Annotated in this window: 21 protein-coding genes and 3 tRNA genes; 13 read left to right on the top strand and 11 right to left on the bottom strand. The window is 65.4% G+C overall.

All coding sequences use genetic code 11. The features are described from left to right. The first annotated feature begins 6 nt into the window (after positions 1-6). From gyrB to ACFRAU_RS19235, 7 genes are all read left to right on the top strand, one after another. On the top strand, positions 7-2,097 hold the full coding sequence (gyrB, locus tag ACFRAU_RS19265) for a DNA topoisomerase (ATP-hydrolyzing) subunit B (RefSeq protein ID WP_377994846.1): 2,091 nt from the start codon (positions 7-9) through the stop codon (positions 2,095-2,097). 59 nt (positions 2,098-2,156) lie between these two features. Then, the gene (gyrA, locus tag ACFRAU_RS19260; RefSeq protein ID WP_377994845.1) at positions 2,157-4,892 is read left to right on the top strand and encodes a DNA gyrase subunit A; all 2,736 of its coding nucleotides are present in this window, start codon (positions 2,157-2,159) and stop codon (positions 4,890-4,892) included. Beyond that, positions 4,889-5,545: a DUF3566 domain-containing protein gene (locus tag ACFRAU_RS19255; protein WP_377994844.1), complete on the top strand. Its 657-nt coding sequence runs from the start codon at positions 4,889-4,891 to the stop codon at positions 5,543-5,545. Before gyrA ends, ACFRAU_RS19255 begins: the two co-directional genes overlap by 4 nt. 99 nt (positions 5,546-5,644) lie before the next feature. Further along, positions 5,645-5,718: transfer RNA gene (locus ACFRAU_RS19250), tRNA-Ile, on the top strand. 63 nt (positions 5,719-5,781) lie between these two features. Continuing rightward, complete coding sequence (locus ACFRAU_RS19245) at positions 5,782-5,907, top strand: DLW-39 family protein (RefSeq protein ID WP_377994843.1); 126 nt, start codon at positions 5,782-5,784, stop codon at positions 5,905-5,907. 71 nt (positions 5,908-5,978) lie between these two features. Then, a tRNA-Ala gene (locus ACFRAU_RS19240) sits at positions 5,979-6,054 on the top strand. 139 nt (positions 6,055-6,193) lie between these two features. Next, positions 6,194-7,117, top strand: coding sequence for a DMT family transporter (locus ACFRAU_RS19235; RefSeq protein ID WP_378001100.1), 924 nt, complete (start codon positions 6,194-6,196; stop codon positions 7,115-7,117). Between the two features lie 10 nt (positions 7,118-7,127). Here ACFRAU_RS19235 and ACFRAU_RS19230 read toward each other — a convergent pair whose 3' ends face one another. After that, complete coding sequence (locus ACFRAU_RS19230; RefSeq protein WP_377994841.1) at positions 7,128-7,997, bottom strand: glycosyltransferase; 870 nt, start codon at positions 7,995-7,997, stop codon at positions 7,128-7,130. Positions 7,998-8,140: 143 nt separating this feature from the next. Next, complete coding sequence (locus ACFRAU_RS19225; protein ID WP_378001099.1) at positions 8,141-9,112, bottom strand: hypothetical protein; 972 nt, start codon at positions 9,110-9,112, stop codon at positions 8,141-8,143. 156 nt (positions 9,113-9,268) lie between these two features. Here ACFRAU_RS19225 and ACFRAU_RS19220 point away from each other — a divergent pair, with 156 nt between their 5' ends. The 3 genes from ACFRAU_RS19220 (at position 9,269) to ACFRAU_RS19210 (ending at position 11,738) form a co-directional block, all read left to right on the top strand. Next, positions 9,269-9,814, top strand: a complete 546-nt coding sequence (locus tag ACFRAU_RS19220) for a peptidylprolyl isomerase (protein WP_377994839.1) — start codon at positions 9,269-9,271, stop codon at positions 9,812-9,814. 4 nt (positions 9,815-9,818) lie between these two features. Beyond that, a complete protein-coding gene (locus tag ACFRAU_RS19215; protein ID WP_377994838.1) occupies positions 9,819-10,700 on the top strand; it encodes a rhomboid family intramembrane serine protease in 882 nt (293 codons plus the stop codon). 570 nt (positions 10,701-11,270) lie between these two features. Next, positions 11,271-11,738, top strand: a complete 468-nt coding sequence (locus ACFRAU_RS19210) for a carboxymuconolactone decarboxylase family protein (RefSeq protein ID WP_378001098.1) — start codon at positions 11,271-11,273, stop codon at positions 11,736-11,738. A gap of 210 nt (positions 11,739-11,948) precedes the next feature. Here the strand turns inward: ACFRAU_RS19210 and ACFRAU_RS19205 are convergent, their stop codons facing one another. Both ACFRAU_RS19205 and ACFRAU_RS19200 read right to left on the bottom strand, forming a co-directional pair. After that, positions 11,949-12,545, bottom strand: coding sequence for a DNA-3-methyladenine glycosylase I (locus ACFRAU_RS19205; protein WP_378001097.1), 597 nt, complete (start codon positions 12,543-12,545; stop codon positions 11,949-11,951). 10 nt (positions 12,546-12,555) lie between these two features. After that, positions 12,556-12,807 (bottom strand): cell division protein CrgA, encoded by a 252-nt coding sequence (locus tag ACFRAU_RS19200; RefSeq protein ID WP_377994835.1) that lies wholly within the window; start codon positions 12,805-12,807, stop codon positions 12,556-12,558. A gap of 172 nt (positions 12,808-12,979) precedes the next feature. On the opposite strand from ACFRAU_RS19200, the gene ACFRAU_RS19195 reads away from it, so the two are divergent. Further along, a complete protein-coding gene (locus ACFRAU_RS19195; protein WP_377994834.1) occupies positions 12,980-13,780 on the top strand; it encodes a class E sortase in 801 nt (266 codons plus the stop codon). Between the two features lie 169 nt (positions 13,781-13,949). Next, positions 13,950-14,591, top strand: coding sequence for an aminodeoxychorismate/anthranilate synthase component II (locus tag ACFRAU_RS19190; RefSeq protein ID WP_378001096.1), 642 nt, complete (start codon positions 13,950-13,952; stop codon positions 14,589-14,591). 13 nt (positions 14,592-14,604) lie between these two features. Here ACFRAU_RS19190 and pknB read toward each other — a convergent pair whose 3' ends face one another. The 7 genes from pknB to ACFRAU_RS19155 are packed head-to-tail and all read right to left on the bottom strand — an operon-like array spanning position 14,605 to position 24,316. Then, positions 14,605-16,548 (bottom strand): Stk1 family PASTA domain-containing Ser/Thr kinase, encoded by a 1,944-nt coding sequence (gene pknB, locus ACFRAU_RS19185; protein ID WP_378001095.1) that lies wholly within the window; start codon positions 16,546-16,548, stop codon positions 14,605-14,607. A gap of 3 nt (positions 16,549-16,551) precedes the next feature. Beyond that, the gene (locus ACFRAU_RS19180; protein ID WP_378001094.1) at positions 16,552-18,390 is read right to left on the bottom strand and encodes a protein kinase; all 1,839 of its coding nucleotides are present in this window, start codon (positions 18,388-18,390) and stop codon (positions 16,552-16,554) included. Beyond that, complete coding sequence (locus ACFRAU_RS19175; RefSeq protein ID WP_378001093.1) at positions 18,387-19,841, bottom strand: peptidoglycan D,D-transpeptidase FtsI family protein; 1,455 nt, start codon at positions 19,839-19,841, stop codon at positions 18,387-18,389. The genes ACFRAU_RS19180 and ACFRAU_RS19175 overlap by 4 nt, the downstream gene beginning before the upstream one ends. Continuing rightward, complete coding sequence (locus tag ACFRAU_RS19170; RefSeq protein WP_377994829.1) at positions 19,838-21,286, bottom strand: FtsW/RodA/SpoVE family cell cycle protein; 1,449 nt, start codon at positions 21,284-21,286, stop codon at positions 19,838-19,840. The genes ACFRAU_RS19175 and ACFRAU_RS19170 overlap by 4 nt, the downstream gene beginning before the upstream one ends. Further along, positions 21,283-23,094 (bottom strand): protein phosphatase 2C domain-containing protein, encoded by a 1,812-nt coding sequence (locus ACFRAU_RS19165; protein WP_378001092.1) that lies wholly within the window; start codon positions 23,092-23,094, stop codon positions 21,283-21,285. Before ACFRAU_RS19165 ends, ACFRAU_RS19170 begins: the two co-directional genes overlap by 4 nt. Before the next feature lie 2 nt (positions 23,095-23,096). Next, positions 23,097-23,579 (bottom strand): FHA domain-containing protein, encoded by a 483-nt coding sequence (locus tag ACFRAU_RS19160; RefSeq protein WP_087872353.1) that lies wholly within the window; start codon positions 23,577-23,579, stop codon positions 23,097-23,099. After that, on the bottom strand, positions 23,576-24,316 hold the full coding sequence (locus tag ACFRAU_RS19155) for an FhaA domain-containing protein (protein ID WP_378001091.1): 741 nt from the start codon (positions 24,314-24,316) through the stop codon (positions 23,576-23,578). The genes ACFRAU_RS19160 and ACFRAU_RS19155 overlap by 4 nt, the downstream gene beginning before the upstream one ends. A gap of 391 nt (positions 24,317-24,707) precedes the next feature. Between ACFRAU_RS19155 and ACFRAU_RS19150 the strand changes: the two genes are divergently transcribed. Further along, positions 24,708-24,790, top strand: a tRNA-Leu gene (locus ACFRAU_RS19150). Positions 24,791-24,889 lie beyond the last annotated feature (99 nt).

Here is a 24,889-nt window from a genome sequence, read left to right as displayed (position 1 = left end):
GCGCCTGTGGCTAACGACAATGCAGATATCGAGGCAGTGGAGCCTGTAGCGGAGGATGCCCGGACGTCCGGCGCCCCGGCTGAGACTGCCACACCGCGGGAGTACGGCGCCAGCGACATCACCGTTCTTGAGGGCCTCGAGGCCGTACGGAAACGGCCCGGCATGTACATCGGCTCCACCGGTCTGCGCGGCCTGCACCACCTGGTGTACGAAGTTGTGGACAACTCCGTGGATGAGGCACTGGCAGGTTACTGCACGCACATCGAAGTTGTTCTGCAGGCGGACGGCGGCGTCAAGGTAACAGACGACGGCCGCGGCATCCCGGTGGACATCCACCCCACCGAGGGCAAGCCGACCGTCGAGGTGGTCATGACCATCCTGCACGCCGGAGGCAAGTTCGGCGGCGGCGGCTACGCCGTGTCCGGCGGCCTGCACGGCGTGGGTATCTCCGTCGTTAACGCGCTCTCCAGCCGCGTGGACACCGAGGTCCGCAGGCAGGGCCACGTCTGGCGCATGTCCTTTGCCGACGGCGGCAAGCCCCAAGGCGCCCTGGTCCAGGGCGAGGAAACTGCCGAGACGGGAACCACCCAGACCTTCTACCCGGATCCGAGCATCTTCGAATCCGTGGAATTCGACTTCGAGACGCTCCGCGCGCGCTTCCAGCAGATGGCCTTCCTCAACAAGGGACTGAAGATCACCCTGACGGACGAGCGCCAGGCGGCGGCCGGCACGGACGATGCCGGCGACCTGGACCTGGACGGCGTGCTGACCGAGGGCGAGGTCCTGGCCGAGCACCGCACCGTGGTCTACCAGTACAACGATGGTCTTCTCGACTATGTCAAGCACCTGAACTCGAGCAAGAAGGTGGATGTTGTCCACGAGGACGTCATCGCCTTCGAGACCGAGGACACCGAGCGGCACATCGCCGTCGAGATGGCGATGCAGTGGACCACGGCGTACTCCGAGAGCGTCCACACCTACGCCAACACCATCAACACCCACGAGGGCGGAACCCACGAAGAAGGGTTCCGTGCCGCGATGACGTCGCTCATCAACCGCTACGCGCGGGAGCAGAAAATCATCAAGGAAAAAGAGGAGAACCTCACCGGCGACGACATCCGCGAAGGCCTGACGGCCGTCATCTCGGTGAAGCTGTCCGAGCCCCAGTTCGAGGGCCAGACCAAAACCAAACTGGGCAACTCCGAGGTCAAGGGCTTTGTGCAGCGCGTGGTCACCGACCAGCTCGGCGACTGGCTGGAACGCAACCCCGCCCCGGCGCGCGACGTGATCCGCAAGGCCATTTCCGCCGCGCAGGCTCGCATGGCTGCGCGCAAGGCCCGCGACAATGCGCGCCGCAAGAGCCCGCTGGAGTCCTTCGGCATGCCGGGCAAGCTCTCCGACTGCTCCTCGAAGGATCCCGCGAAGTGCGAGGTCTACCTGGTGGAGGGTGACTCGGCAGGCGGTTCGGCCAAGCGCGGTCGAAACCCGGAGACGCAGGCCATCCTTCCGCTCCGGGGTAAGATCCTCAACGTGGAGCGGGCACGCCTGGACAAGGCGCTGGGCAACAACGAGGTCCAGTCCATGATCACAGCATTCGGCACGGGCATCGGCGAGGACTTCGACCTCAGCAAGCTGCGCTATCACAAGATCGTGCTGATGGCTGATGCCGACGTGGACGGCCAGCACATCACCACGCTGCTGATGACACTGCTGTTCCGGTACATGCGCCCGCTGATCGAGAACGGCTATGTCTACCTGGCCCAGCCGCCGCTGTACCGCATCAAGTGGTCCAACGCGCCGCACGACTACGTTTACAGCGACCGTGAGCGTGACGCCGTGCTGGTTTCCGGCCAGGCATCGGGCCGCCGCATTCCGAAGGAAAACGGTATCCAGCGCTACAAGGGTCTGGGCGAGATGGATTACACCGAACTCTGGGACACCACCATGGACCCGGACCGGCGCACCCTCCTGCAGGTCACCATGGAGGACGCAGCGGCCGCCGACCAGATCTTCGCCGTGCTGATGGGCGAGGACGTCGAATCCCGCCGAAACTTCATCCAGCAGAACGCCAAGGACGTCAGGTTCCTCGATATCTAGCGGGTTTGCGCCCTTGATATTCCAGAACAGACATATACCTGAAACGGAAAATACAGACTATGAGTGACGAAACACCTGAGGTCCCGGCCGAGTCCCCGGACGGCACGGAGCCGGTGCTGGAGGGCGACGTGCTGGTCGACCGCGTGGAGCAGGTGGACCTGCAGACGGAGATGCAGCGTTCCTACCTCGACTACGCGATGGCCGTCATTGTCGGCCGTGCGCTGCCGGATGTGCGTGACGGGCTGAAGCCGGTCCACCGCCGCGTTCTCTACGCGATGTTCGACGGCGGCTACCGCCCGGACCGCGCCTTCAACAAGTGTGCCCGTGTGGTGGGCGAGGTCATGGGCCAGTACCACCCCCACGGTGACACGGCGATCTACGACGCACTGGTGCGCCTGATCCAGGACTGGACCATGCGCTACCCGCTGGCGCTGGGCCAGGGCAACTTCGGCTCACCCGGCAACGACGGTGCCGCGGCCCCGCGGTACACGGAAACCAAGATGGCGCCCCTTGCCATGGAGATGGTCCGTGACATCGACGAGGAGACCGTCGACTTCCAGGACAACTACGACGGCAAGAACCAGGAACCCACCATCCTCCCGGCACGGTTCCCCAACCTGCTGGTCAACGGCTCCTCGGGCATCGCCGTCGGCATGGCCACCAACATCCCGCCGCACAACCTCCGCGAGGTGGCCGACGGCGTCCAGTGGTACCTGGCCAACCCGACCGCCAGCCGCGAGCAGCTGCTCGAAGAACTGCTGAAGCGGATCAAGGGACCGGATTTCCCCACCGGCGCCACCATCCTGGGCCACAAGGGCATCGAGGATGCCTACCGCACCGGCCGCGGCTCCATCACCATGCGCGCCGTGGTGAATGTCGAGGAACTGCAGGGACGGACCTGCCTGGTGGTCACCGAGCTGCCCTACCAGGCAAACCCGGACAACCTGGCCATCAAGATCGCCGAACTGGTCAAGGACGGCAAGGTTCAAGGCATCGCCGACCTCCGGGATGAAACTTCCGGCCGCACCGGCCAGCGCCTGGTCATCGTCCTCAAGCGCGACGCCGTCGCCAAGGTGGTGCTGAACAACCTCTACAAGCACACCCAGCTGCAGGAGAACTTCGGTGCCAACATGCTGGCGATCGTGGACGGGGTGCCGCGCACCCTCAGCCTCGATGCCTTCATCCGCCACTGGGTCACCCACCAGTTGGATGTCATCGCCCGGCGCACGCGCTACCGCCTGCGCAAGGCGGAGGAAGAAGCGCACATCCTGCGTGCCCTTCTCAAGGCGCTGGACATGCTGGACGAGGTCATTGCCCTGATCCGCGCCTCGAGCACCACCGAGGCAGCACGGGATGGCCTCATGCAGCTGCTGGACATCGACGAGATCCAGGCCCGCGCGATCCTCGACATGCAGCTCCGCCGGCTCGCTGCCCTGGAACGCCAGAAGATCCAGGACCGCCACACCGAGCTCGAGGCGATGATCGCCGAATACAACGCGATCCTCGCCTCGGAGGAACGCCAGCGCACGATCATCAGCGAGGAACTCGCCGAGATCGTGGCCAAGCACGGCGATGACCGTCGCACCCAGATCCTGATGGGCTACGACGGCGACATGTCCATGGAAGACCTCATTCCCGAAGAGGAAGTGGTGGTCACCATCACCCGCGGCGGCTACGTCAAGCGGACGCGGAGCGACAACTACCGTTCGCAGCAGCGCGGCGGCAAGGGCATCAAGGGTGCCCAGCTGCGCGGCGATGACGTGGTGGAACACTTCTTCGTTACTACCACCCACCACTGGCTGCTCTTCTTCACCAACTTCGGCCGGGTGTACCGGGCCAAGGCCTACGAACTTGCCGAGGGCGGCCGCGACACCAAGGGCCAGCATGTGGCAAACCTGCTGGCCTTCCAGCCGGACGAGCACATTGCACAGGTGTTGGACCTGAAGGACTACCAGCACGCGCCGTACCTGGTGCTGGCCACCAAGCGCGGCCTGGTCAAGAAGACCCGGCTGGAGGACTACGACACCAACCGGTCTGCCGGCGTCATCGCCATCAACCTCCGGGAAGAGGATGAACTGGTCTCCGCGCAGCTGGTTTCCGAGACGGATGACCTCATGCTGGTGTCCCGCAAGGGACAGTCGATCCGCTTCACGGCCACCGACGACGCGCTCCGTCCCATGGGCCGGGCCACGTCCGGCGTGACAGGCATGAAGTTCCGCGAGGACGACGAACTGCTGGCCATGAACGTGGTGGCCGAGGGCTCCTACGTTTTCGTCGTGACCGAAGGCGGCTACGCCAAGCGGACGGAAGTCGAGGAATACCGGCTCCAGGGCCGCGGCGGCCTGGGCATCAAGGTGGCTAAGCTCGCCGAAGAACGCGGCGATCTTGTGGGCGCGCTGATCGTCCAGGAGGAAGACGAGGTCCTGGTGGTCATGGGCGGCGGCAAGGTTGTCCGTTCATCCGTGGCCGGCGTCCCGGCCAAGGGCCGCGACACGATGGGTGTCATCTTCGCGAAGCCGGACAAGAACGACCGCATCATCGAGGTTGCCCGCAACACCGAACGCGGCCTCGAAGCCGAAGTTGAAGCCAGCGCCGAGCGAGAGTCTGAAGCCGACCACGCCGATGAACCGGGTGCGTCAGAAATCTTGGCTATCGCCGCTGATGACGTAACGTTGGCTGAAGATGCCGGACCAGACGAGGAATCCGCAGCGGCGGCTTCAGCACTGGCCGATGAAGCAGAAGGAACGTCCGGCGATGCTGAGGCGAACGAAGACAACACCGGAGGTAACGAGTGAGCAATTCCGACTCATTTCCCAAGCCGAGCAGTAATGGTCCCGGCGGGATGCGTCAGCCGGCATCCGCTCCCCGGGTGAACGCCCCGGTGCGTCCCCAGCAGAGCCCGGCCACGCCGTCGGGACTTCCGGGACAGCGCCCCGCAGGTGCGGGACAGCGCCCGGCGCCCGCAGGACAGCGTCCGCAGGGCCAGCGGCCGGCCGCGCCGGCGCAGCGCCCGGCGGCGCCAGGACAGCGCCCCCAAGGTGCGCCGGGTGCTCCGGGGCTGGTCAAACCGGCTCCGAAGGCCAAGGTGCGCCGCGCCCGGCTGCTGGTCAGCAAGGTGGACCCCTGGTCCGTCCTGAAGATGGCGTTCCTGCTGTCCGTCGCTCTCGGCATCGTCACGGTGGTCGCCGCCATCGTGCTGTGGACCGTACTCGACCTGACCGGAATCTTCGACCAGGTGGATAGCTTGCTGGGAACCCTTGCCGGTTCCGAGGGCGGCGGCTTCGAGCTGAAGAAGGTCGCCTCGCTCGGCCAGGTGGCATCCTTCGCCACCATCATCGCCGTTGTGAATGTTGTGCTGCTGACTGCCCTGTCCATGCTGTCAGCTGTGCTGTACAACATTTCGGCAACCCTTGTTGGCGGCATCGGCGTGACCCTGACAGACGACTAAAAACCCTGTATTTCCGCGGGAAAACCCTGCCGGAATGCCTCGATTTGAGATCGGGCCGGGATGTGCTGTAGAGTCATGTCTCGGCCCGATGAGGCATCGGGGCGTATAGCTCAGGCGGTTAGAGCGCTTCGCTGATAACGAAGAGGTCCCAGGTTCAAGTCCTGGTACGCCCACGGAACCTGCACAGGTTCAAGTCGAGGTTTAGGTGCGATTCCCAGGAATCAAGCCGGAACGGGGTGCGTGTGAAGAAGTTGCTGGTTATTGCAGCTGCAGTCGCAGGCGTCCTCTTGTACAAGAAAAAGGTGCAGGAATCCGAAGCCCGGAAGACAGTCTGGAGCGAATCAACCGACAAGGTTGAATAGCCCGGATCCCGGTGCGGAGGCTGGTCAGCCAGCCTCCGGAACTAGGGTATGATGGACGGGTTGCTTCTTATGGGGGCATGGCGCAATTGGTAGCGCACCTGCTTTGCAAGCAGGGGGTTCGGGGTTCGAGTCCCCGTGCCTCCACCATAAGAAAGGTCCCGGTCGGAAACGGCCGGGGCCTTTTGCTTTAATCTCCTGCGCCGGCCCGTGGAGGTTCCCCCCCCGGGTTCGACAGACCCAATCGGCCCCAACCGGCGGGGTGTGGCCGGCACATTACTGTGGAAGCGTGAACTTCTTCTTTGCAGCCCTGGGCGTCCTGGGCGTGGCTTCATCAGGACCGCTCATCGCCGCCACGCTCGGCGCCACCACTGTCACGGCCCTCGCCATCGCCTTCTGGCGCAATGCCATCGCGGCCGCCGTCATGGCCACCCCCACCCTGATCCGGGAACCGCGCCAGTTCAGCCGGATCGGGCGCTACGAGTTCCGTTGGTCGCTCGTTGCGGCCGTGGCCCTGGCCCTGCACTTCGCCTGCTTCATCACGTCCCTGCAGCTGACCTCCGTGGCTGCGGCTACCGCCCTCGTCTGCCTGCAGTCCGCCTGGATCGCCGTCATTCAGCTCTTCCGCGGCGTGCGGCACCGCTGGCAGGTGCTGGTGGGCCTGGGCATCTCCTTCGGCGGCGTCGTGGCCATTACGGGTTTCGACATGGGCACTTCCCCAGATGCCCTGCTGGGCGACGTCCTGGCCATGGCCGGCGGGCTACTAGCGGGCATCTATACCCTTGCCGGCGGCCGGGCCCGCCAGAGCATGACCACCGGAACCTACACGGCCCTCTGCTACGGCATGTGCGCTGTCCTGGTGGCGGTACTGGCAATATTCACCAACCAGCCGCTGACCGGGTTCGACGCCGGCGGCTGGCTGGGAATTCTGGCCATCACGGTGTGCGCCCAGCTCGTGGGGCATACGGCATTCAACCACCTGCTGGCAACCATGAGCCCGCTGCTGGTATCCATGATTATCCTGCTCGAAATACCCGGTGCAGCACTGCTGGCCGCCGTGTTCCTGAACGAGAAGCTGCCAGCCGGCACCTACGTCGGGCTGGCGTTCATCCTCGTGGGCCTCGCCGTTGTGGTGGCCGGACAGCGGAACGGCAAAGGCCGACGGGGCAAGCCTCCTGAGGAGCGCCGACTGGCCGGGCTGGGGACCGACTGACGACGCCGGCCTACTGGCCGCCGCGGCGGACCGGCTGGCTGGTGTTCACGGTGTGGATGGCGCGCAGCAGCTTCGCCGGGAAATACACCGAGAAGAAGACCACCATGGGTGCCTTGAGGGCCATCTTCTTCACGTTGTGGGCCTTGTACGTGCGGTCGAAGCGCGTCACGTAGTACCTGTAGTCGCGCGGTGAGTCCTCAAGCCGGCGGGCCGACATCCCGGAGACCATCTGCGGCCAGTACTGGACCTTGAGATCGTGGTCCGCGAGATGCAGGGACAGGTCGATGTCCTCGTGCATCTCATCCTTTTCATCCCGGCAGGTTTCACCGCGGATGGTCTCCCACGCGGACCGGCGGAGGGCCATGTTGGAGCCGAACAGGAAGTGGTACTGGTGCTTGGCCAGTTTCAGCATCAGCTGGCGCATCTTGTCATCTGCCTTGAGTCCGAAGCGGCGCATCGGCATGTCGTAATAGACCACGGGCCCGGTGGCGGCGGAGGTGGAGAGGTCCTCGAAGGCCTTCTGCACCTGCTCCACCCAGTCAGGTTCGACCACCGAGTCGGCGTCGATCCGCCCCAGGACGTCGCCGGTGGCGTTGTCCAGGCCGAAATTGCGGGTGGGGATGAGTCCCTGCGCCATGTCTTGGCGGAGCAGGATGATGGGGCTCTCCGGGTACTCCTGCTGCATCTGGGTGACGATCGATGCCGTGCGGTCCTTGGACATGTTGTCCACCACGATGATCTCGTGCGCCGGAACCGACTGGTAGACCGCCGCGATGAGGCACTGCCGGATAACACTTTCCTCGTTGTAGGCCGGGATAACAATCGATACGCGCGGCTCAGTGTCAGTCAAGGCATCCTCTGCGGATCTATCGGGTGACATCACCTCAAACTTAGCACCGATGCTTTCCATTACGGCGGCACAGTGCCCGTCAGGCAGGGAGGGCACAGGATACTCCCGCAGAGACGGCAAGAGGGGCCCCGCCGTTGCGGAACCCCTCTTGTTACTGCCCTGCGGGCATTTGGCTAGGCCTTCTTATCGGCACCGTTCCCGATGTTGGATGCGATGTTCTTCACCGCAGTCTTTTCATCGGTGGCAACCTGGCCGGCGTCGGAATCCGCGTCGTCGGCAACGTGCTTTGCCTTATCGGCGGAGGCGTCGGCGTTGTCCTCTTCCAAGGAGGCCAAGTCTTCCAACGAAGCCGACGTGGTTGCGGCGGGAACCGGCGCCGGAGTTTCGGACACGGCACTCTCAGCTACCGGGGTGGCGGAGGCTGCCGGGGTGGTTGCAACCGGCGTCGAGGGTGCGGGCGTCACGGGCGCGGGGGTCTTCCACGGATCCTCGACCGGCTTTGACGCCTTCCATGCGGCCACGCCGGCGGCTACGGCCGCTGTGATCACCCCAAGAATGAGGAGTCCGCGCTTTTTCGGCTTCTGGGGCTCCACTACCAGCGCCTTGCCCGTCACTGCCCGGCTGGCCTCGTTGGCGGCTGATTTCAGGTGGCCGCCGGCAACATGGGCCTGTTCCTGGATGGTGTGGATGATGCCGACGTCGCCGAGCTTCTGGGCCACGGCGTCAACGCGGGCGGGGGTGCCCTCGAGTGTCCTGTGGACAGCCTCGGAAGCGGTTCCGATCTGGTCCGAGAGCCGCGGAAGGTACTCCACCACTACGCGGTCGCGGGCCTGCGCAATAACGGGTGTGGCCCGGTCCAGTGCGTCATGCATGTATGGGGTGGCGCCTTCCACGACGTCGTGGATCTTCGGGGCAAGCTGCGCCAAACCGTCCTGGAGCCGCGGGGTTACCGTGGCGACACCGTCGGCAAGGTTGTGGGCCGCCACCTTGAGGCCCTCCTGGATCTTGGGGGAAGCCGTATCAATGCCGTGCTGCAGGCGGGGAACTGCCCAGTCCACTGCTGCTTCCACGCGGTCTTTTGCGTTCTCAACTGCAGAACTGACCGACAACTCCAGTTCGCGGGCAATACGATCCGATTTCTTCACAACTACCTCCCGATTAATGTGACGGTTCTGTTGTTAGCCTACGTGTACGAATAGCCGGGCTGCTATTGTTCCGGCGGATTCACGGTGGATTTCACCGAGCGCGGAACTGTCTTTTCCGCCCGGGTTCGCGTTGACGCGCCGTGAAAGAATGGCCGTATGACTGCCTCAGCAACTGCAAAAGCAACCATCCACACCAGCCTCGGCGACATCGTTGTGAACCTCTTCGGCAACCACGCGCCGAAGACTGTTAAGAACTTCGTCGGACTGGCCACCGGCGAACAGGCCTGGACCCACCCGGAAACCGGCGAGGACAAGACGGGCACGCCGCTCTACAACGGCACCATCTTCCACCGCATCATCAAGGACTTCATGATCCAGGCCGGCGACCCGCTGGGCCGCGGCACCGGCGGACCGGGCTACCGCTTCGACGACGAGATCCACCCCGAGCTGAGCTTCAGCGCTCCCTACAAGCTGGCCATGGCCAACGCCGGCATCCAGATGGGCAAGGGAACCAACGGTTCACAGTTCTTCATCACCACCATCCCCACCGACTGGCTGCAGGGCAAGCACAGCATCTTCGGTGAAGTTGCTGACGATGAATCCAAGAAGGTTGTGGACGCCATTGAAGGTGTCCGCACCGGCATGGGCGACCGCCCGGTTGAAGATGTGACCATCAACAGCATCGACATCGAGCAGCTCTAGCCACATGAGCTACGGAACTCCGGCGGCGGAGCCGTCAGCGCAGGTACCGGTGTGCCCCCGGCATCCGGACCGGCCCTCGTATGTCAGCTGCCAGCGTTGCGGGCGGCCGGCATGCCCCGAGTGCCAGCGCGCGGCCGCCGTCGGATTCCAGTGTGTTGACTGCGTCAACGAGGCAAAGCGTACGACGCCGACAGCACGGACCGTTTACGGCGGTGCCGTCGCGTCCGGCAAGCCTGTGGTGACATACGCGATCATCGCCGCGTGTGTCCTGCTCTTTGTTCTGCAGTGGCTGCTTCCCGGAAACGCGGTGTTCCGGACCCTCGCCTACGCATCGGTTTATGCGACGCCCGAGTACGGGGTGTTCCAGCCGTGGCGCATGCTCACCTCGGCCTTTCTGCATTCCCAGGGCTTCCTGCTCCACATCGTCCTGAACATGTACACCCTGTGGATTTTCGGCCAGGCGCTGGAACCGCTGCTGGGCCGGATCCGTTTCCTTGCTGTGTACCTGCTGTCCGCCATCGGCGGGTCGGTGGGATACCTGCTGCTGACACCGATCCTGCCCGAGGGCGGGCCCGTGGGACTCGTGGGCGCCTCCGGCGCGATCTTCGGGCTGTTCGGTGCCATGCTCGTTGTGCAGCGCCACCGTGGCGGTGAGACAAGACAGCTCTGGGTACTGATCGCAATCAACGGCGTCATCGGCTTCATGGTGCCGCAGATCGCCTGGCAGGCCCACTTGGGCGGCTTCATCACCGGCGCCCTGTGCGCAGCTGCCATCGCCTACGCCCCACGTGGCCCGCGACGCAACATCCTGCAGGCGGGCGGGCTGGCGCTCGTGATGGCCCTGCTGGTGGCGGCGTCCTGGTACCGGGTGCTCGTGGCGTCCTGACGCTGGGGCTCCGGCAGCTCTGCCGGGTCCAGTCCTCCCCCATGCCCCCGCTTTCCGAAGCGGGGGCATTTTTGTGTGCGCAGGCCGCAGCCGGTGCACCTCCGTCGTGGACCTGCGCCGGTGGGTTTTCCACAGCGGTTATCCACACTGTTAATAACTTACATGGGTGTAAGTCACCGGCCAGACCCCGGGATGACAGGCCGATGAGCCGGTTAAGGACAATGTGCGCGGCTTCATCCACACCTGTGGATAACTTTGGTGCCCGCCGCTGTGGTTAAGTGGACAACTTCATCCAAATTTCACCGCAGTGGGGTGTTCTGGGCCTAGACAGACATCTCAAAGCCGGTTGGCCCGCTTTGCGGGCGTGCTTTCAACAGGGTTATTCACAGTGTTAATAACTCACAGGTCTGTCATTCCACGGCGCAGAGGCCCCGCAACGCCTAGTTTCTGCCGTTCCTGCCAACGATCCCCACAAGTTTTCCCCATCTGTGGATAACTTGTGGGTAGTCGCCTGTTGCTAAGTGGATAACCGTCCCTGTATCCACACCGCGCCCGTGTAGTCTCTATGGCGTGAGTACCCACAACCACATCTTCCTGGACAAGCACCACCCCGCAGCCTGGCGGGCACTGAACGGACTCGGGCTAAAGGCCAAGGAAGCGATGCTTGAGACCGGCCTGGACGGGAAGCTGATCGAACTACTCAATGTCCGGATATCGCAGATCAACGGCTGTGCCTATTGCCTCGACATGCATGTCAAGGACGCCGTCAAAGGCGGGGAATCCGCCCAACGCCTGGCCGTCCTGCCGGCATGGCGCGACACCGCGGTGTTCGAGGACCACGAGCGTGCCGCGCTGGCCCTGGCCGAGAGCGTCACCGTCCTCCCGGATGCCCGCACACGCGATCTGGAAGACGCCTACGCGCGGGAGCACCTCACCGAGGAGCAGTACTCAGCGGTGAGCTGGCTGGCCATCGCGATGAACGCCTTCAACCGCGTTTCCATCACCAGCCAGCACCCTGTCCGGCCTGAAAAGGGCTAGCGGCCGGGGTTTTCCACAGTCATTTCCACAACTGTTAATAACTTGGAAAATGCAAGTTTCGGCCCTCCCGCGCCGCCAACCGGGGACGCGGTGCCCTTTCCCCGGGCCGCAGCCAGCGAAGTTATCAACACTGTGGATATCTTTACCAACATGTGTGGACCGGTCATCGGTGGGCCGGCCGGTCCGGGACGGCAGCGTGCCCGGCAGCGGTTAGGCCCAGACGCCTGACGTTCCCCGGCGGTGGCTGTCCACTAGGTGTGTGTCCACCATTCCGATCGCCTCCATGAGGGCGAACATGGTGGTGGGCCCCACGAAGGCAAAGCCCTTCTTCCGCAGTGCCTTGGAGAGGGCTATGGACTCGGGGGACGTTGTGGGCACGCCGGCGTAGGTGACGGGGGCGGGGGTCGCCGGTGGCTGGAATTTCCAGACGAAGTCCACGAGGCCGCCCTCGGCGCGCAGCGCGATGGTGGCGTTGGCGTTGGTGATCGCGGCACGGATCTTAAGGCGATTGCGGACGATGCCGGGGTCCTGAAGCAGCCGCTCGACGTCGGCGTCGGTAAAGGCGGCCACGGTCTCGGGGCGGAAGTTGTCGAAGGCCGCCCGGAAGGCAGGCCGTTTGCGCAGGATCGTGGCCCATGACAGGCCCGCCTGGAAAGCTTCGAGGCTGATGCGCTCGTACAGGCCCTGCTCGTCCCGGACTGGCAGGCCCCACTCAGTGTCGTAATACTCGCGCAGAAGAGGATCCGTGGAAGCCCACAGCGGACGGGCCAGCCCATCGTCGCCGATGATGACGCCTTCTGCGGTCATGGGCGCGGGCTCAGGAGCGCCAGCGCGTGGTCATCAGGAAGCCGACGATTGCGATGCCGAACCCGGCCATGATGTTCCAGGACCCCCAAGACTCGACGGGGAACACACCCTGGCTGATGTAGAAGGTGATGATCCAGAGCAGGCCGATGATCATCAGGCCGAACATGACCGGCTTGAACCAGACGGGGTTCGGCTTGTAGGCCTCGGTGGAAACGGGCTCGGCGGGGCGGGCAGGCTTCTTGCGGGGCTTTGACTCGGGCACATGTCCTCCTTGGCGGCTGAATCAAGAGGAGGGACCGAGGCTTGATATCCTGCTGGAAGGGGATTGCCGGCGGTCTGCACACTCTTGGTCAGGTCTGAAGTCTTACTAGCAGCCAATTCTAGCTGTAGTTCAGTCCGCGCCGGTGCCCCGCAACCGCCTTGGAGGAGATCGCTTGGTAGTGCAGGAGAAGGTGACGGCCACCGCCAAGCCGGCAACCGGCGTCGTAATCCTGCGGAAGGCCGTCCAGATCTTCGGCGAGCTGCTCATCACCGCCGGCATAGTGCTGCTGCTGTTTGTTGCCTGGCAGCTGTGGTGGACCAACGTGGAGTCCGATGCCAAGCAGAGCGCCGCGGTCAAGGACTTTGCCCGGGACCTGGGCGGACCCGTGACCCCCGCGCCCACGCCGGCAGCCACAGGCGGCACCGCTGCTGCCGGCCCGAAGGACTACGGAGCGCCCGTGGTGGGAGAGGCCCCCGGGCACGGCGGCACCATCGGAATCATGTACATCCCCCGGTTCGGTGAGAACTACACCCGGCCCATCGTCGAAGGCACCAGCGCGGACGTCCTGGACACCCTGGGCCTTGGGCACTACGGCAACACCTCCATGCCCGGTGCGGTAGGCAACTTCGCCGTGGCCGGCCACCGCCAGACGCACGGCGCCGTGCTGGACAACATCCACACGCTGGTGCCCGGGGACAAGATCTACGTCCAGACGCGGGACGGCTACTACGTCTATGTCTTCCGCAACAACCGCATCGTCATGCCCACTGAAGCCGATGTCCTCCTGCCGGTGCCCAACCAGCCCGGAGTGCGCCCCACCGAAAGACTTCTCACCATGACCAGCTGCAACCCCCGCTTCGGCTCCGAGGAACGGATCATCGCGTACTCGGTGCTGGACCACTGGCAGCCGGCCTCGGCGGGGCCGCCCGCCGAGATCGCAGCCCAGGTGGCCCGCACTCGAGGGGGAGCATAGGCATGTACGGCTGGATATTCCGTCATCTCCCCGGCCCCCTCTGGCTCCGCATAGTCACGTCGCTGGTGCTGGTTGCCGGTGCCCTGTTCCTGATGGTCGAGTTCCTTTTCCCTTGGATGTCCCAGTTCACCCAATTCACCGACTCAACGATTGGTGCGCCAAAAAACCCATGAGCACAGCAAAGATTCTCGTCGTGGATAACTACGACAGCTTCGTCTACACCCTGGTGGGCTACCTCCAGGAGCTGGGCGCAGAGACAACAGTGGTCCGCAACGACGATGTGACCCTCGCCGAAGCGATCGAAATGGCAGAAACGCGCGACGGCGTACTCATCTCGCCCGGCCCGGGCTCGCCGTCCGAAGCGGGAGTCTGCATCGAGCTGATCCGGTGGTGCGGCGAGAAGACAAAGCCTATGTTCGGCGTGTGCCTCGGACACCAGGCCCTGGCGGAGGCCTACGGCGGAACGGTGACCCACGCCCCCGAGCTCATGCACGGCAAGACGTCGCTGGTCCAGCACAACGGGGCCAGCGTTTTTGCCGGCCTGCCCTCCCCCGTAACGGCCACGCGCTACCACTCCCTGGCCGCCGTCCGGGACACGATTCCGGAGATCCTGGAGATCACAGCGGAAACCGCCAGTGGCGTCATCATGGGGCTGCAGCACCGCACCGCACCGCTGTGCGGTGTCCAGTTCCACCCCGAGTCCGTTCTGACCGAGGGCGGCTACCAGATGCTGGGCAACTGGCTCGAGTCGCTGGGCATGAAGGGCGCGGCCGAGCGGGCAGCCAAGCTCAGCCCGCTTATCCAGCACTAGGGCTGGTTCGGCCCTACTTGCCTTTGGTGGGGCTCGCCGTCGGCGTCGGGGTGGGTGTGGGCTCCGGGGCCGGCGCAGGGGCTGTGGCCACAGTTACGGTGATGGCCTTGCCCTGTTCCACGAGCGAGTTCAGCGGATCGCTCTGGCCGGTCACTTTGCCGGGCTGGACCTGGGAGTTCTCCACCTCACGGATGATGGCAACCAGGCCGAGTTCCTTGAGTGCCGCCTCGGCCTCGGCGCGGGTCATGCCGCGAAGCTCCGGCATGGCCACCTTGCCGGTGGAAACCAGGATCTCGACAGTGCTCCCCACCGCCACCTGCTGGCCCGGGGCCGGCTTGGTGGTGATCACCAGGCCCGCCGGAACAGTGGCGCTGTTGGCCATGGTGGTGGACGGCGCGCCCACCAGTCCCGCCTGCCGCAAAATGTCACGGGCCGCCGCCTCCGTCCGTCCCGGCAGCGTCTCCGGGATCTTGACGGCACTGGGGCCCGCCGAGATGTTCAGGACCACTTCCGAGTTCGGTTCCAGCGACGATCCCGCGGGCGGCGCGGTGCCAATGGCAGTCCCCTTGGCGACCGAGTCGTTCTGCACCCGCTTGATCTGTGGCCGCAATTTCGCGTCGTAGAGCGTCTGCAGCGCCTCTGATTCGGACAGCTTCTCCACCGAGGGAATCGCGACGCGCGCCGGTTCGGCAGGCGGTTGGTTGAGGAAGTTGTAGAACCACAGGCCGCCGCCAGCCAGCACCAGGAGGGTAAAGATCACGAACGTCGTGATCCAGGCCCGACGCCGGGACTTCTGTAGGCCGGATCGCTCCCGTTCACGGGGCAGCCCGAGCGGAAGTTCGTCGTGCTCGGCCGTCTCGTAGACGGCCGAGGCCTCAGCCGGCAGCACGGACTCATCATCATCGGTGTCCCGGGTGCGCCGAAGGCGGCCACCGGGAGCGTCGTCGAGGAAGCTGGCTCCGGTCATCGAGAACGCTTCCGTCGGCGGCGTGCGGTGCGGCTCAGGGATGTCATTGGGGTCAGTCGGCGCCTCGCTTGGTGACAACGCCGGGACGGCAATCCCGTTCTTCGCGGCCCGCAGCGCACGGCGGAAAGCCGCGGCGTCCTGGAAACGGTCTGCACGGTTCTTCTGCAGCGCCTTTTCCAGCACGCTGTCCAGCGCCCCGGAAATATCAGGGTTGAAATTGCTGGGCGGTTCGGGCCTCTCGCGGACATGCTGGTACGCCACGGACACGGGGCTTTCACCCACGAAGGGCGGGCGGCCGGTCAGCGTTTCGTACAGCAGGCAGCCTGCCGAGTACAGATCGCTGCGGGCATCCACGGCCTCGCCGCGCGCTTGCTCCGGCGACAGGTACTGGGCGGTGCCCACCACGGCCTGGGTCTGGGTCATCGTCGCGGAGGAATCGGCAACCGCGCGGGCAATGCCGAAGTCCATGACCTTGACCATGTCCGAGTTCTCGCAGTACATCACGTTCGCCGGCTTGATGTCCCGGTGCACGATTCCGGCCTTGTGGCTGTACTCCAGTGCCGACAGGACACCCAGCGTGTACTCCACCGCCTGGTCAATGGTGATGTCGCTGGCCCTGATCAGGTCCCGGAGGGTCTTGCCGGCCACGAACTCCATGACTATGTAGGGAACGCGGACCTGGTCGTGCCCGTCGCCCGGCACGGTGTGCTCGCCGGTGTCGTAGATTGCCACGATCGACGGATGGTTCAGGGCTGCGACGGCCTGGGCCTCGCGCTTGAACCTGGCCTGGAACTGGGGGTCCCGGGCCAGGTCGGGGCGGAGCAGCTTGATGGCGACCGTCCGGCCCAGCCGGCTATCCAGGCCACGGTGCACGTCGGCCATGCCCCCGCGGCCGATGAGTTCCCCGAGTTCATAGCGTCCGTTCAGGACGCGCTGACTGGTCACCGGGACGTTGTCTTCCCGGTGTGACGGAGTTCGTGGCGTGGTCACGGCTTACCTTCCAGTCGGCGAGCCGCTTGGAGTTGGCGTGGGTGTGGGAATCAGCGCCTCGGCAAGGTGGTAGGTCACGACCGACCCGGCGTCGACCTCCCGGCCGCTGTCGGGCTCGGTCCGGACAAGCGTTCCCGGTTCCTGGCCGGGTTCGCCGGCCTCGTCGGCGCCCTTTTGCCAGCGCAGCCCGGCCTTCTCGATGGCTGACTGCACCTCGGTTTCGCTGCTGCCCGTGCTGATGTCCGGAACCTTGATCTTTTCGGGCCCCTTGGAGTAGGTGACCGTGACGGTGTCGTCGGCCTGCAGCGGACCCGACGGGTTGAGGTCGGTGACCGTGCCGGGAGTGGCAGGGTTAAACACTTCCTTGCCGTCCACCTTGAGGCCCAGAGCGATGAGTTCGGTGCGTACCTCGCTGAACTGCTTGCCGAGGTACGCCTCCGGAATCACGTTGATGGCCTCGGGAGTTGTCTGCGTGGGCGTCGGTGTGGGGGTCGGCGTCGGGGTTTCCGACGTCTGGGTCGGCGTGGGCGTGGCACTGGTGCTCACGCTGCGGCTGGGCGTGCCCGACGCGGTGGCGGCAGGGTTCTGGCCCGGGAACAGGAAACCTGCCTGGCTCAGCAGGATACCGGCGACAGCGAACAGGACCAGTAGGATCAGGGCGATCAGCGGCCAGGTCCACGGGCTGCGCTTCCGCCGCTCGGGCTCATCCTCTGGTTCGTCGTCGTACTGTTCCGGTTCCTGGTCCCAGGAGCGTTCGGCGGCCAGGGCATCGGCACGCGAGAGCGTACTTCCCGCCCGGGTCGGCGCGGCATCCGGGTCTCCGGCGGCTGCTGCCGCCCCGCCGGCCGCAGCACCGGCCGCCGCTGCGCCCAGCACGGGCAGCGCGGAAGTGGCCGTCGTCGAGTTCTTCTCCGAGCCGATCACGCCGGTCGGCGCGGTGGCGATATTCACCGGTGCCGTCATGGCGCCGGTGCCCCCTTCGTACAGGAGCATGCCGGGGACGGCGGCATGGGCCGCGGAGATGTCACCGTTGCGGATGGCCTCTGCCGCCTCGGCCAGCTTGATGGCGTTGGCCGGGCGGTTCTTTGGATCCTTGGCCAGCATGGACATCAGGAGCGCACGGACCGGCTTGGGAAGCGACTCCGGCAGAGGTGGCGGCGCGTCGTTGACCTGGGCCAGGGCGATGGCGATCTGGGACTCCCCGGAGAACGGCCGGTGTCCGGTGAGGCACTCGTAGCCGATCACGCCGAGTGAGTAGATGTCCGACGCACCGGTGGCGGTCTGGCCGGTGGCCTGCTCGGGGGCAAGGTACTGCGCGGTGCCCATGACCTGGCCGGTCTGGGTCAGCGGCACCTGGTCCGCCAGGCGCGCGATGCCGAAGTCGGTGACCTTGACCCGCCCGTCGGGGGTGATCAGCAGGTTTCCGGGCTTGACGTCACGGTGCACCAGGCCTTGGGCGTGGGCCACGGAAAGGGCCCGTGCCGTCTGCGCCATGATGGACAGCGTGCGGTCCGGTGAGAGGACCTGCTCGTGCTCGATGATGCTGCTCAGCGGCTGGCCGGGGACCAGCTCCATGACCAGGTAGGCGGAGCCTTCCTCCTCGCCGTAGTCGAAGACGTTGGCGATGCCCACGTGGTTGAGGAGGGCGGTGTGGCGGGCTTCGGCGCGGAACCGCTGGAGGAAGCCGGGGTCGCCCGTGTACTCCTCTTTGAGCACCTTGATGGCCACGATGCGGCCCAGGATCTGGTCCTTGGCCTTCCAGACTTCACCCATGCCGCCGATCGCAATACGCGTGGTCAACTGGAATCTGCCGCCGAGGGTGATTCCCGATGTAGGCCTCACTTATTCAACACCGCCTCAAAAATCTTCTTTGCGTTCGGACTGGTTAGCTGTGCTCCGGTGGTGATGTCCACGCCCTGCATGACGACGGTGACGGAGACTTGCGGATCGTTGGCCGGGGCGAAGCCCGTAAACCAAGAGTTGTTCAGGCCGTTCCCGAGCTCTGCGGTGCCGGTCTTGCCGGCCACCTGGACACCGGGGACGCCGGCCCCGGAGGCGATGCCCTCGCTGACCACGCTGGTCATCCAGTCAGTGATCTGTCCGGCGATCTCCGGCGTCGTCGAGGTCCGCAAAGCCACCGGCTTGGGTTCGTCGATGACCCTGAGGTCCGGGGAACGGACTGCCTTGATGAGGTTCGGAGCCATCTGCACCCCGCTGTTGGCAATCGCCGAGGTCATCAGTGCGATCTGGAGCGGCGTAGCCCGGACGTCGCGCTGGCCGATGGCCGACTGGGCCAGTCCGGCGGCGTCGAGATCCGACGGGAAAACGCTCTTGGCGTAGTCCAGCTTGAGCTGGTCGCCGAGCTCCTGGCCGAAGCCGAACTTGCTGGCCTGCTGGGCTATCGCATTTTCCCCGAGGTCGCGGGCAATGCTGGCGAAGGGCGTGTTGCAGGACTGCTGCAGCGCGAACGCGAAGCTGGCCGTGTTCCGGGTGTAGCAGTTGCCGCCGGCGTAGTTGGGCAGCTGGTACGCGATGCCCGGGAAGCTCATCTGGGCCGGGTTGGGCAGCACGCTGTCGGCGTTGTACTTGCCGGAGTTCAGGGCTGCTGCCGTGTCCACCAGCTTGAACACCGAGCCGGGTGCCAGCAGGGCGCCGGTGGGGCCGCTGACCGAGGGGTTCAGGTTGACGCCCGGGACCTTGATGGCCTCGTTGTAGGCTGCCTGTTCCTTGGCGACGTCCTGGGTGGCGATGAGGTTGGGATCGTAGGACGGCTTGCTGACCATGGCCAGGATGTTGCCCGTCTTGGGATCGGTCACCACGATCGAGCCCCGCTGGCCGTCCGGAATGAGGTCGTACGCCAGTTTCTGGATCTTGGGGTCAATGGTCAGCTCGACGGACGCGCCCTTGGGCTGGTTGCCCAGGAAGAGCTGCCCGATCCGGTCGAAGAACAGCTGGTCCGAACTTCCGGCCAGCTGGGCATCCATGGCGCCTTCGAGGCCGGTGACCCCGTAGCTCCGGGAGAAGTATCCGGTCAGCCCGGCGTACAGCTCCGGCTGGTTGTACTTGCGCTGGAACTTGCAGGATTCATTGCCCGGGACGGATTCGGCGACGGCAGAGCCGCCCACCAGGATCGCCCCGCGGTCATTGCAGTAGTTCTGCAGGATGGCCCGCCGGTTCCACGGGTTGGCTTTGAGTTCGTCCGCGCCCACCACCTGGACGTAGCTGATCGCGCCGAAAATCAGGGCGAACATGGCGATCGCGGCGATCCATGAATGTCGAATGGCCTGGTTCACAGGTGTTTCACCGCCTCGGTGGGAGCGTCCGGGAGAGTCTGGGTGGCGTTACGGTCCTGCCGGTTTCCTGCCGCGGTCACCGGCTTTTGAGCCTCCGGTGTCCGGCCGGGCTGCATCGGTGAGGTGTCCACCGGGCCGCGGGCCGTGTGCGAGATCATCAGCAGCAGGCCCACGATGATCCAGTTGGCCAGCAGCGAGGAGCCACCCGCGGCCAGGAACGGCGTGGTGAGGCCGGTCAGCGGGATCAGCCGCGTGACGCCGCCGATCACCACGAAGCACTGCAGGGCCACCGCGAAGGACAGGCCGCACGCGAGCAGTTTGCCGAAGGCGTCGCGGGTGCCGAGGGCCGCGCGGAAACCCCGGGTGAAGAGCAGCAGGTACATCATCACGATCGCGAAGAGGCCGATCAGGCCCAGTTCCTCGCCGAAGGAGGCGATGATCATGTCGCTGTTGGCGAACGGGACCAGGTTGGGCCGGCCCTGTCCGAGGCCGGTGCCCACGAGCCCGCCGCTGGCCATGCCGAACAGGCCTTCGACGATCTGGCCGCTGCCGCCGGGGGAACGTCCGAAGACTTCCTCGGTGAAGGCATTGAGCCAGCTGTCGATGCGCAGCGCAACGTGCGAGAAGACCTTGGACGCCACGAAGCCGCCGCCGAGGATCAGGGCGACGCCGATGACCACCCAGCTGATGCGGCTGGTGGCCACGTAGATCATCACGATGAACAGGCCGAAGAACAGCACGGACGATCCGAGGTCGCGCTGGAAGATGAGCACGCCGATGCTCACGAGCCAGGCGGTGATCATGGGCCCCATGTCCTTGAACCGCGGGAACTGCATGGGGCCGATCTTGCGTCCGGCCAGCATGATGAGGTCGCGGTTCGAGGAAAGATAGCCGGCAAAGAATATGGCGAGGGTGATCTTGGCGACCTCACCCGGCTGGAAGGTCATGGGACCGAGCCGGATCCAGACCCGGGCACCGAGGATTTCGCCGGCGGAGATGCCGGGGACCAGCGGCAGGATCAGGAGCAGGGCACTGACGGCCAGGGAAATGTACGTGAAGCGGCGCAGGACGCGGTGGTCCTTGAGGAACCAGATCACGGCGATGGCAACAGCCATGGCGATGACGGTCCAGCGCAGCTGGTTGTTGCCGGTGTCCTCACCCGGGGCGTCGAGGCGGTGGATCATCGCCAGGCCCAGGCCGTTAAGGGTGATGACCAGCGGAAGTATTACCGGATCGGCATATTTGGCGCGGAGCCGGAGGACGACGTGGAACACGAGCGATGCCACGGCGAGCAGGCTGGACTGGAACCAGAAGTCAGTGTCCAGTGACGTCTGCTCATCGATGCTGATCAGTGCGTTGGCACCGATGCTGACCGACAGGGCCAGCACGAGCAACAGCAGTTCCACGTTGCGCCGGGGTTTGGGCATGGTGTCGGCGTGGCTCATTGGCCCCCCTCACAGGTTGCGGTTGGGGTGGGTACGGCCGAGGCGCCGGCTGTTGCGGCCGGCGATGCCGTCGGCTTGGCGGTTGCGGTCGCTTTAGGGGACGCCGTGGCTGTTGGCTTCGGGGTGGCGGAGGCCTTGGCCGTTGCTGTACCCGTGGCTTTCGCGGTGGCCGTGGGCGTGACCGAAGCTGTGGGGGTGGGTGACGCCGTCAGGCACTCATCCGAAGGCGCGGTGCTTCCTGTGCGCTCCAGGTTCTTGACGATCCGCTGGGCATCGTAGAGGTCCCGCGCCGGGACCGTCTGGCGGACCCGCTGCTGCGAGAACTGGGGCAGCGAGTCCATCTTGATGTCCGTGACCGCCTCCAGGGTGGAAAGCTGTATGGGCCCGAGGCGCTGGGATACCCCGTTGAAGATGGCCACCCGCTGGTCGAATTCGCCGATGTAGTAGCGCGTCTGGGTCCAGGCGTATCCGAGCCAGAGGCCGACGGCGAGCACCAGGAGTGCGGCGCCCGCAATTCCCAGGGTGAGCCAGCGGCGCGGACGCCTGGCCGGCGTGAAGTCGTCAGCCTCCTCGCGGGCCTGGTCCGACTTGTGGGTCAGGACCGTGGCCGCGCGGCGCGCGACGGTGCGGCCCGCAATGGTAGGGATGGAGCCGGTTTCGGCAGCAGCAACGGCTGCGCCGACGAGGATGTGCGGCCGGGAGGAAAGCTCCTCACGCAGCACCTCGGCGGAAAGATGTTCCCCCAGGTGGGGATCGGTGCTGGTGGCTGGCTCGTTGGACGGCTTGCCGCCACCTTCTTCCGCCCCCTCTGGCCCGGAGGCCCGGTCAGGCGGGGAGCCGGCGGACGCGGGTGCTGCGGCGGGCGGGGCGGGAGGAGCCGCGGGCTTCGAGTCGGCGGGCTGGGCGGCAGGAGCCCCGGCGGCGGGCTCGGCAGCAGGAGCCGTTGCTTCGTCCGGGGCCGCTGCCTTCGTTCCGGTAATCGCTTCCGGTTGTCCGGCGCCGGGCACGATGTCGACGGCGGCCGTACTGACGTCGTCGGGCGTTTCTTCCACGATCTCCACCATGACAACCGTGACGTTGTCTGGCGCGCCCGCCTCCAGGGTGAGGTCTACGAGTGTCTCGACGCATTCGCGGAGATCCGGCGTTTCGCGCACGGTGCGCTCCACGACGTGACCGGCAACATAGTTCAGGCCGTCGGAGCAGAGCAGCCAGCGCTCACCGGGCTGCACATCGATCGTGGCGAGGTCCAGCTCGGGGCTGGCATCGACGTCACCGAGGACGCGCATCAGGACGTTCTTGTGCGGATGGGTTTCCGCTTCTTCGGGGCGCAGCCGGCCTTCGTCGATGAGGCGCTGGACGAACGTGTGGTCCACGCTGATCTGTTCGAACTCGCCGTCGCGCAGCCGGTAGGCGCGGGAATCACCGATGTGGGCGAAATGCAGCTTTCCCCCGGCCAGCAGCAGGGCGGTCACGGTGGTGCCCATGCCCGCCAGCTTGGGATTGATGTGGACGAGTTCCGAGAGCAGCGAGTTGGCGGTCTGGATCTCGTCGGCCAGTACGGTGCCGGCGTCGTCGTCGTAATCGTCGGTGTCCAGGTGGATCATGTCCAGGACGGTGGCGGCGGAAGCGACATCGCCGCCGGCGTGTCCGCCCATGCCGTCAGCCACAACGGCGAGGTGCCGGCCAACGTAGGCGGAGTCGTCGTTCTTCGCGCGGATGCGGCCCACGTCAGAGCGCGCCGAGTAGCGCAGGATGAGGGGCCGAGGCGAGGCTGGCACCTCGCCCGCGGGCATGTCCGGAGCGGCCATGGCTACGGCCTCAATTCAATGACCGTCTTGCCGATTCTCACGGGTACACCAAGGTCCACGGGGAGGGCCCTGGTGAGCTGCTGGTCGGCCAGATAGGTGCCGTTGGTGGAGCCGAGGTCCTCGATGAACCAGCGGCTTCCCTGCGGAAAAAGCCGGGCGTGCCTGCCGGAAGCGTAGTCATCCTCAAGCACCAGTGTGGCCTCCTGCGCGCGGCCCAGCAGAATGGGGCTGGCAGCCAGGGGGACAGTACGGCCCTTGAGGGGGCCTTCGGTGACCACCAACTGGCGGGCCTGCTGCCTGGCCGGCGCGGGAGCCGGTTCGGCGAGTTCGGGGTTCTTCCGCACCTGCCGTGCCGTGGGGGCCCCGGTGGCGGCCTTGCGGCCGATCATGAGGTCCCGCCGCATGGCAGAGACGATGCTGAAGATGAGGACCCAGAGAAGAAGCAGGAACCCGAAGCGCAGGGCAGTGATGGTCAGTTCGCTCATGGGCGGCCGCCATTGTTGGCGGGCAGGAGGCGGAAAATGATTTTGGTCCGTCCCATCGTGATGGTGGAGCCGTCGGTGAGCTCCATGCTGCCGGCCACTTTATGTCCGTTGACGTAGCTGCCGTTGGTGGAGCCAAGGTCGACGGCGGTGGTGGTTCCGTCGTGGGTCTGGATTTCCAGATGCCGGCGGGAGACTCCGGTGTCGTCCACCAGGATGTCAGCCTCTGATGAACGGCCCAGGACAACTGAGGGCGCATTGAGTGAATACCGCTGACCGTCGATGTCCAGGACAGGCTGCAGGCGGACCGGCTGGCGGCTTGGCGCTGCCGGGACATTTGCCCGCGGGGCGGCCGGCGCTGAACCGGAGGACTTCTCGGTCTTTGAGATGATTTCGAAGTCGCCGGCCCGGTGGGATTCGTCCCGGCGGAAAGAAATCCGGACCGGCCCTTGGAGGATGTAGCCCTGGCTGCGGACGTGGTTAATTACGACATCGCAGAGTTCCTCGGCCAACGGCGTTCCCCATTCCTGGGCGCGCTGGAAATCCTCGTCACTCAGGAGAACGTCGAAGACGTTGGGCACCAGAGTGCGGCCGGCGGCGATGGTGATGGCCTTGTGGTCAACTTCGCGGCGGAGGCGGCTCGCGATTTCCACGGGCTCAACCTGGGCTTTGGAGCCGGTGGAGAAGACGCCGCGGACGGCTTTTTCAATGCCGCGCTCGACCTTGTCCAGCAAACCCATGGTCTTCTCCTTTCCTTGCTGCTGAGGGATAGCACGTCCCGGGAAACTCATTCTGGCAACGTAGTCACAACAGAACACTGTGCCCGCCGGAAGCGGGCGCCTATGTATCCGATACTACTTGCCACGTCTGCGAAAGACCTTAATCCACAACGCGCCGGGAACCCGATTCGTTCACGATTCCCCAGTCAATGTGGGCGCGATCACAGGCGCGAATCCTCCGTTGGCCGCGGCTTAGGGGCCCGCCTCGCCGTGGCTTCGCAGGGGAAAACCGTGCCGCAAAGTGGCTCCCACGCCCCGATTAGGAATTTGCGGGGAACGTCCGTTATGCTTGATCTCGCTGCTTTTACGAGGTACAAACCGGATTCCGGTGGGGCCGAGTGGGAGAAGTTGCGCGCGAGTGGCGGAACGGCAGACGCGCTGGCTTCAGGTGCCAGTGTCCGAAAGGGCGTGGGGGTTCAAATCCCCCCTCGCGCACGCATGTGATGTCTCGGGACATCGACTACAGATGTCCCGAGACATCGGCTACACCCCCGGTCTACGGACCGGGGGTGTTTTGTTTTTTCGGCTGGTAGC

Origin of the sequence: Arthrobacter sp. NPDC056691 (assembly GCF_042791415.1) — a bacterium.
Lineage (GTDB): Bacteria > Actinomycetota > Actinomycetes > Actinomycetales > Micrococcaceae > Arthrobacter.
This window is presented reverse-complemented; position numbering and strand designations above follow the sequence as displayed.

Coding starts and splice junctions, on each gene's coding strand:
- gyrA (WP_377994845.1), top strand. CDS start 2,157: ATGAGTGACGAAACACCTGAGGTCCCGGCCGAGTCCCCGGACGGCACG.
- ACFRAU_RS19230 (WP_377994841.1), bottom strand. CDS start 7,997: ATGTCACCCGATAGATCCGCAGAGGATGCCTTGACTGACACTGAGCCG.
- ACFRAU_RS19220 (WP_377994839.1), top strand. CDS start 9,269: ATGACTGCCTCAGCAACTGCAAAAGCAACCATCCACACCAGCCTCGGC.
- ACFRAU_RS19215 (WP_377994838.1), top strand. CDS start 9,819: ATGAGCTACGGAACTCCGGCGGCGGAGCCGTCAGCGCAGGTACCGGTG.
- ACFRAU_RS19205 (WP_378001097.1), bottom strand. CDS start 12,545: ATGACCGCAGAAGGCGTCATCATCGGCGACGATGGGCTGGCCCGTCCG.
- ACFRAU_RS19190 (WP_378001096.1), top strand. CDS start 13,950: ATGAGCACAGCAAAGATTCTCGTCGTGGATAACTACGACAGCTTCGTC.
- ACFRAU_RS19170 (WP_377994829.1), bottom strand. CDS start 21,286: ATGAGCCACGCCGACACCATGCCCAAACCCCGGCGCAACGTGGAACTG.
- ACFRAU_RS19165 (WP_378001092.1), bottom strand. CDS start 23,094: ATGGCCGCTCCGGACATGCCCGCGGGCGAGGTGCCAGCCTCGCCTCGG.
- ACFRAU_RS19160 (WP_087872353.1), bottom strand. CDS start 23,579: ATGAGCGAACTGACCATCACTGCCCTGCGCTTCGGGTTCCTGCTTCTT.
- ACFRAU_RS19155 (WP_378001091.1), bottom strand. CDS start 24,316: ATGGGTTTGCTGGACAAGGTCGAGCGCGGCATTGAAAAAGCCGTCCGC.